Raw genomic sequence first — 7,752 nt, 5'->3', positions numbered from 1 at the left:
ATCTGCAGGCCGGACTTACCCGGCGACCAAGGAACGGGTCTCGGTCCAAACGACCATGAGTTTGCGCTGGCTGAAAAACCACGCGCCGTTCTGTTTGACGAACGAGTCCAGATAGCGGATCGCGGCGATCATCAGGCTGCGCGCGGATCCGTCCACCTTGACGTGATGCGCCAGGCAGTACGTCACTCCCGAAGCGTGATCACCGTCAAGCACCGTGGTGCTTTGACCGTTGAAATGCATGGTGACGATGTAGGTGTTGAGTTCGTCGAACACTGGAGCCAACGCCGCGCGCCCCTCAAGGTGTTGGGTCGGCGACGGAGAGTGGGTGTCCATAAACACCTGAAAGTCAGTGTCCTCGGTGAACAGCGCCATCTGACCGGTGGCGTCCCGTCGGTCGGCGCAGTACGCATAGGCGTCGACCAACTCGCGGATTGCCAGCCGGTCGGCTAGCTGCGCCAGCGATAGATCGGAGTGGTCCCCGCGTCGGGAATCGGCAGATATCATCGCTGCGCCCTGGCTCTCCTGTCGAAACTTTTACCAACGCTCCGATCGTCGCAATCACATCGGTTGCCGGCGATGTCCTGGCCGACACTGTGCGCTCGTATCGGGTGTAACCGCTGACATCGTGCATAAAAGACACTCCGATACAGCGCCGGTTGAGCAACACGTCACGCACGGGCGGCACCTGGAAATCGGGGTGCATTTCGCCAATCCGCCCAGATCGAAAAGCGGTAATGATGCTCGTCGACCTGCTGCTGACCGCGACGGGTTCCTCACGGGCGCAGACGAATACGCCGATACCTCAAAACCCGGCAACCGGCCACGCAGTGACGACGTCACTACATGAGTCGGCTATGTACTTCGAATGCCAAGCCGAGTTCGATGACATCTCGCGGGCGCGACAGGCATCGGCCGGTGTGTTGTTCGATACGGCGCAACCGTTTGCGCACCGTGTTGGGGTGAACGAATAAGACGTCGGCGCACGCGCTTACCGATGTGTCGCTATCCAGCCACACCCGAAACGTTTCGAAGAGTATCTCGAGCTCCTGGCCGGGCAGGCCAGCAAAACCGTCTAAGGCCGCAGCAGCCGATTTCACCATGACACCAGGGGCGCTGACGGCGGCGGTGGCCAGCATCGAGCCGTCGAACACCTCCACCTTTGCGGCGGACTTGGCCGGGCCGCCCAATGACACCTTCGCAAAATGCAGCCCCAAGGGGGTGTCGCGCAGGTCTTCGAAACGGGCACTGACACCCACCTGGTGCACGGCCATCCGGGTCAACAACGCGATGACCCTGTCGAGATGGTGCTCGGAGGCGATGTGGGCGATGCCCACCTGGAGATCGGGCAGCAGCCGCCAGGCCGAGGCCACATCCAGACTGCGCAACTTCGACTCGATTTCGGGCAGGGCCTGATCGCCCACATCGCGGACTTCGGCCGCAATGACCACGAACGTGCCCTCAGCGGGCAGCCGAAGATAGTTCGCAATCTCCCACAGAGTCCAGGCGTCGTGGACTTGGCCGTGCAGCAGCGAGTCGATCATCACCGAGTGCTCAGACATCTCCTCGAGGACCTGCCTGCGCTGCTGGTCGCGGTAACCGGTGAACTTCGCCGTAGCGTACAGATCCTCGGCCGCATGCAGATTCGCCGTCATCTGATTCACGGTGCGAGCGTCGACGTCGGGATGGCGGGTCGCCTCGGCGGCCAACACCTGCCACAGCCGACGGAACCCAATGCGATCGCCCTCGATCACCGTTGACACCGCCATCCGTTGCCGGGCCTGCTCGGCTCCGAGCTGGATCGCGGGCTCCGGGTCAAACATGGCGGGGGCCGCCGCCGCCGCAATGCTTGACCGCACAGTGGCCACGCACGCCCTGTGCGCGCTGATCGGGGGCGGCACCCAGGCCGATTCGGACTGCTTGGGGGCCTCCATCGTGACCTTCACCAGGTCATCCACCAACTCGTCGGCTCGCTCGGTGAGCGCCGCCACGACACCGGCAGCGCGTTGCGACTTTGCCGTCCGCGTCGTCGACGGCAATGCTCGGGCGAACGGCTGGTTCATGGTTTCACCCCCAAATCTCAGCCATCGCGACGAAGTCGAACGTCTGCGGAGTCAAGGAAGACGGCGTCTCCGCAGACCAATGCCATGCGTCGATGATTTCTCCCTCCGCGTCGACCAGACCCGGACCGCCCGTGCCGGCGCAGGTGCGCACCGATTTGCATCGGCGGGCCGGTTCCCGGCGATATCTATTGCCACCATACGACCACGATGCGGTACTCAGAATAATCGTCACGCCTCGATTGATGTCTGATCGTCCCAAGGCGGGACGCGGCGCGTACGCTCGGGCAGATTGCGGTTTGGGAGCAGGTGACTGGCGTGGACGTCGTGGGAGAAGTCGTGACAGCAGTCCGGACCGGGCGGCCGATCGCCCGGCGAATCGACTTATACGGTTCGTGGGGTTTGAGATTCCGCGGTGATCAGGGCGCGGGGCTTCACGTTCTCCTGGAGGGGGCGGCATGGATTGTGCCGCCCACCGTTTCGCCGCCGGTGCGGCTCGGTGTCGGCGACGTGGTCTTTATCCGCACGGCCGACGGCTACGCCGTCGCCAACAATCCCGACACCCCACTACATGACGTGGACCCAACCGCACCCAAACAGCAGTGGCCGATCCCGACTCCCCTACCTGGTCAGCGTCCGGGCGCCGTGCTGCTGGGCGGATCGTACGCACTCGAGCGGGCCCGGCCGCATCCGTTGATCGCCCAGCTGCCCAGGTTCATTCATCTGCCAGCACGGGCAACCATCGGTGACCCGCTGCGCTCCGTGGTGGATCTTCTCGGCGCCGAGGTCCAGCACGAAGGCCCGACCCTTGGTCCCGCCGCCCCGGCCCTCCTGGATCTGCTGATCATTTACACCCTCCGATCGTGGTATGCCCGTGAGGCCGCGCGGGGCGCGCAAGGCTGGGCGGGTGCGCTGCGCGACAACGCGGTGCGGACCGCGCTAGAAAACATCCAGCAATCCCCCGGCACGCAATGGACGGTGGCCCAACTCGCCGCGGCGGGTGGAGTGTCCAGGACGGTGCTTGCCCGTCGGTTCCGCAGCCTGGTCGGCGAGGCGCCGCTGACCTATCTGACCCGCTGGCGGATGACGGTCGCGGCGCGACTGTTACGCGAAACCGACTTGCCCATCGAATCGGTGGCGGCGCGGGTTGGTTACGGCTCACCGTTTGCCTTCGGCAAGGCATTCAAACGATCAATAGGTATCGCTCCCGGAGGCTACCGGCGTGCCAACCCCGACGAGGGCAACTAACGCCGACGGGTGATACCAGCGGTCTCGCGGAGGTGCACTGTGCTCCGTGCAGCCTCCGTCCGAAGGAGGCCAGCTAGTAAGCGGACGCGCCTGCGTCCACGTTGATGGTGGCGCCGGTGATGTAGCGGGCCGCATCCGAGCACAGGTAGACGATCATGTTGGAGACATCTTCAGGTTCAATCAGATTCGTCGGTAAGATGTTGCGCATCGCCTCACCCAGTTCGGGGTTGGTTTCCATAAACTCAAAGAGCTGCTCATTGGCGGTCATCGGAGTGCTGACCCCGGTTGGGTGCACCGTGTTGCAGCGGATCTTATAGGCGCCAAGCGCATTGGCGTAACACCGCATCAACCCCACCACGCCATGCTTGGCCACCACATACCCGAGGAACCCATCGGATTTCAAGCCCAGCGTACGCATCGGGCCTTTAACTCCGGCGAGCGAGCTGGTGATGACGATCGAGCCGCCGTCGCCTTGAGTCAACAGGGTCGGAATCGCTGCCTCACAAGTGTGGAGCGCACCAGTGATCATGATGTCAATGCAGTCATGCCACGCCTGACGCTTGCGCGCCGGCGCGCCAACGATCGGCATGATGCCGGCGTTGGCCAAAACGATGTCGCATCGGCCCAATTCGCTGACCCCCTGGTCGAAGACGGCCTGCACGGCGGCCTGGTCGCGCGCATCGGCCCTCTGCGCGACGATTCGCCGACCAAGGGCCTCGACCTCTTTGACGGTTTGAGCGAGGTCTTCTTCGGTTGGACCGGGGTTGGCCACGGTGTCAAACGACTCGCAGATGTCGAAGGTGATGATGTCAGCGCCTTCGCCGGCCATCTTGATCGCGTGCGAGCGACCCTGGCCCCGTGCACCGCCGCTGATGAAGGCGACTTTGCCCTCGAGGACTCCCATGATCTGAGCGCTCCTATCGGTCGCGTGGTTTCGCGCCTGGCACGGACATCAGTCGGACATGGATGCAATCGCGGGCAGGACCTTCTCACCAAGCAAAGTGCAGCTGTCGAATACCTTTTCGTACTCCAGGCCTCCAAACGAGGGTCCGAACAGCGCCACGTAGTCTCCGATTACCGCGCGTCGTTGGCGTACCCGCTCGACGACCTGATCGGGTGTCCCGTAATTGTTCACCGCCACGAACCTTCGGGCGCTCTCCTCGAGGCCAAGCTCCTGGATGAGCTTGGCGCCTTCGGCATAGCTCTCATAGCCTTTTGTCTCCGCGAGGTGAGCCCCGCCGTACTCGTAATGCTGCAGCACCGAAACGTAATAACGCTGCATGTACTCGTGGGCCACGCGCTCGGCCTCGCCTTCATCTTCGTGAACATAGGTGAAGTCGATCAGCCAAGGGAGCGGGGGTTCGCTGTCATGAACCTCGCGATACCGATCGCGGTAGATATTGACCATCGGCATGTGCTCCTCGATGGGCTTCTGCACGATGAAGACCAGGCTGGCGCCGATATCGGCGGCGGCGGCGGCCGACTCGTCGGATCGCGCGACCGAGATGATGCGCCCATCGAATGACCTTGCCGGATATGGACGGATCGGCGTCTTCTCGTGCGGATAGAACGGTCCCGGGCCCGACATGTAGCCGGTCCTCAGCGCCTCAACGATCATTGGCGCAGCTTCGTCAAAGCGTCCGCGAGCTTCGCCCATGTCGATGCCGAACGTTTCGTACTCGACACGTGCGAGACCACGTCCGAAGCCCAGAACGAGCCGGCCATCGGACAGGAAGTCGAGAAGAGATGCCTTCTCTGCCACTCGGACCGGATCGTTCCAGGGAAGGATGACCGCACCGGTCACGAGGCCGATACGGCTCGTCCGCCCAGCGACATAGGTTAGGAACTGTAACGGGTCGGGCGCAATCGAGTAGTTGACGAAGTGGTGCTCTGGGCTGAGCACATAGTCGAAGCCGAGTTCCTCAGCGCGCAGGGCGATCGCCAGTTCCTGCTCGAGTACCTCGAAGTCGGTCATTCCGGGAATTGATTGGAAGAAGACCTGAACGCCTGTCTTCATCTGTGCTCCTTCGCGTTAGGCCGGGTTGGGCAGGCCGCGGATCAGGTGACCCTGCTGTACTTCGGACAGTTAAGCCGACGAAAAAGTCTGTGGCGATGGTCAGATGCGCAACGGTTTGCCACACGGGGTTGGACGAAGCAACAACTTCAGCCGGCTGAGCGCTCAACCTCACCCAGGCCGGCTCGGCGCGCATGACAGGGCGGTGTCGGCGTGCGAGCATCGTCGAGGAATGGACCGGACCTGCGCTGCATCTGGGCACGGATCGTGAGACCCGTTCAACGGGCGGGTTGCACGTGTCCGCCGGTGGCAAACGACGGCAGATGGCACAAGACACCGCCGTCGACGATCAACTCCTGTCCAGTGACAAACGACGAAGCATCCGTGGCCAGGTAAGCGACCGCTTGGGCAATATCGTCGGGCACCCCCGCCCGACCGATCGCCTGGTGTCGTACTCGCCGTTCAATGTCGTGTTCAGTCATACCCTCAGGGGGGATGGTGCCAGGACTGACCACATTGCATCTGATCCCGGCGCGTCCGTATTGGGTGGCAATCGAGCGGCTAAGCGCGACAATGCCGGCCTTGGCAACCGGATAGGCAACCAGCGCCAGGTCACCGGCGTGAGCGTGCACCGACGAAATGTTCACGATTGCGCCACCGCGATTATCGACCATGCGCTGCAGCGCCGAGCGGCAGCAAAGCATCGTTCCCCGAAGGGCTATGCGAATCATTTCGTCCCAGGTCGACACGGTGATCTCGGCAGCCGGAGTCTCCTGAAGTGCGAGTGCTATCGGGGCGGCACAGTTCACGAGCACGTGCAGCGGAGCGCCGAGGTCGTCAATGGCAGCAAAAGCGTCGGTGACATCGGCTTCATCACCGATATCGGCCTGCAGCGACACGGCGTCGCCGCCGTCGGCGACGATGCGGGCAGTCACTTGTTGCGCGCGGGTCTGGTCAGTATCGACGATGACGATTTGAGCGCCTTGTCGTGCAAGCAGATTGGCGATGCTGGCGCCGATCAGCCCCGCACCACCCGTGACGACAGCCGCTGTTCCCGCGAGGCTGCGACCCGGCCCCGTTAGCGCGCCCATTTCACTCGCGCCAACCCGTGCGCGGCGCCCCGGCCTGTGCCACCCTGAGCATCACTGGTTGCGACCGCCGGCTCAGGCAAGTCGCCGCAAGCGTGTGTTTCGCGTGGTCTGGGCTTGATCATCAAGGTCCTCACTCCACCAAACAGCCCCGGGCACAACCAGTTAGTGCCCATCAGCGTCGTCCGGCCGGCGCCCCACCCACGCTCCGCCGGTGGGTATCGGCTGCTTTCTTGCCCGACGCTGCCGCGGCAGTCAACCATTTGGTTAATCAGTCTGTCAACATCCGGCATTGCCGACCAGGCTCGGGAATTCGGCGGCGGCAAGGCGGCGCCCGACCACAGCGGAAAGCAGTCAACCAAAAGGTTGACTAAAAATCGAACGCGGGCTTACACTCATTTTGTTTCGCCATTCGCCGAGTGTGGGTGGCCGGTGGTCACTCGTGATACCCACTCGCTCACGGCCTCTCGTCCGAGTTGGCGCACACGTGAATGGAGGACAGTGATGCCTCGATGAGCCCGACATTGTCGTGCGCCTTGGTGACCGGCGCGGCAGGCGGGCTTGGCGCGGCGACTGCGCAAGCCATCGGCACCGGTGGCCGGCGCTTGATACTGGTGGATCAATCTTCCGACGGTCTGGCGCGCGTGACACGCTCGCTTCCCAACGATCCCGACGCCGTCCACAGCATTGTTGGCGACGTCACCGACGAAGACTTCTGCGGCACGCTCGCCGAGCGTGTCACGGCGACAGGTTGGCAATTGACGGGTCTGGTGAACAGTGCCGGCGTCATCAGCAGGACCAGCCTCGAGGAGACCAGCCGTGCCGAGTGGAACCGGGTGATGGCGGTGAACGTGACCGCGGTTTTCTCAGTGGTTCAAGCACTGGCCCCCCTGCTGCGCGAGGCAACGGGGGCATCCGTAGTGAACGTTTCATCGGTGGCCGGGCTGCGTGCGACACCGCGGATGCCCGCGTACAACGCCTCCAAAGCGGCGGTGATCGGATTGACCCGATCGCTGGCGATGGATCTCAACGAGTGGCATATCAGGGTTAATGCGGTGTGCCCGGCATCCATCGACACCCCGATGTCACGGTCTGCCACCGCAGGGCTTTCGGTAGAAGACGCGGCGGAGTACGAAAGCAGGCACTTCGATCGACAGCTGATGAACCGCTACGGCACCCCTGACGAAGTCGCTCACCTCATCGCATTCCTGTTGTCAGATCAGGCGAGCTTCATGACGGGCCTGGCGATTCCCGTCGACGGTGGATACACGGCCTGGTGACATCCGATGCGCCTCAAGCTTCACACCGACGTCCGCCGACTGATTCGACCTCGCGAGGCGGCGGA

At 63.2% G+C, this 7,752-nt stretch carries 7 protein-coding genes; 2 read left to right on the top strand and 5 right to left on the bottom strand.

Annotated elements, in window-relative coordinates:
• Positions 1 to 15: 15 nt before the first annotated feature.
• Positions 16 to 504: a nuclear transport factor 2 family protein gene (locus tag VNW74_RS11905; RefSeq protein ID WP_325676991.1), complete on the bottom strand. Its 489-nt coding sequence runs from the start codon at positions 502 to 504 to the stop codon at positions 16 to 18.
• 335 nt (positions 505 to 839) lie between these two features.
• Positions 840 to 2,060, bottom strand: coding sequence for a PucR family transcriptional regulator (locus VNW74_RS11900; RefSeq protein WP_325676989.1), 1,221 nt, complete (start codon positions 2,058 to 2,060; stop codon positions 840 to 842).
• A gap of 306 nt (positions 2,061 to 2,366) precedes the next feature.
• Here VNW74_RS11900 and VNW74_RS11895 point away from each other — a divergent pair, with 306 nt between their 5' ends.
• Positions 2,367 to 3,305: an AraC family transcriptional regulator gene (locus VNW74_RS11895; protein ID WP_325676987.1), complete on the top strand. Its 939-nt coding sequence runs from the start codon at positions 2,367 to 2,369 to the stop codon at positions 3,303 to 3,305.
• Positions 3,306 to 3,378: 73 nt separating this feature from the next.
• On the opposite strand, the gene VNW74_RS11890 is transcribed toward VNW74_RS11895, so the two are convergent.
• The 3 genes from VNW74_RS11890 to VNW74_RS11880 all read right to left on the bottom strand — a co-directional run bounded on the left by VNW74_RS11890 (position 3,379) and on the right by VNW74_RS11880 (position 6,410).
• On the bottom strand, positions 3,379 to 4,209 hold the full coding sequence (locus VNW74_RS11890; protein ID WP_325676985.1) for a mycofactocin-coupled SDR family oxidoreductase: 831 nt from the start codon (positions 4,207 to 4,209) through the stop codon (positions 3,379 to 3,381).
• Positions 4,210 to 4,257: 48 nt separating this feature from the next.
• A complete protein-coding gene (locus VNW74_RS11885; protein ID WP_325676983.1) occupies positions 4,258 to 5,322 on the bottom strand; it encodes an LLM class flavin-dependent oxidoreductase in 1,065 nt (354 codons plus the stop codon).
• A 275-nt stretch (positions 5,323 to 5,597) separates the two neighbouring features.
• The gene (locus tag VNW74_RS11880) at positions 5,598 to 6,410 is read right to left on the bottom strand and encodes an SDR family NAD(P)-dependent oxidoreductase (RefSeq protein ID WP_325676981.1); all 813 of its coding nucleotides are present in this window, start codon (positions 6,408 to 6,410) and stop codon (positions 5,598 to 5,600) included.
• Positions 6,411 to 6,919: 509 nt separating this feature from the next.
• On the opposite strand from VNW74_RS11880, the gene VNW74_RS11875 reads away from it, so the two are divergent.
• Positions 6,920 to 7,687 (top strand): SDR family oxidoreductase, encoded by a 768-nt coding sequence (locus VNW74_RS11875; RefSeq protein ID WP_325676979.1) that lies wholly within the window; start codon positions 6,920 to 6,922, stop codon positions 7,685 to 7,687.
• Positions 7,688 to 7,752 lie beyond the last annotated feature (65 nt).

This window comes from Mycobacterium sp. (genome assembly GCF_035570115.1).
Lineage (GTDB): Bacteria > Actinomycetota > Actinomycetes > Mycobacteriales > Mycobacteriaceae > Mycobacterium.
This window is presented reverse-complemented; position numbering and strand designations above follow the sequence as displayed.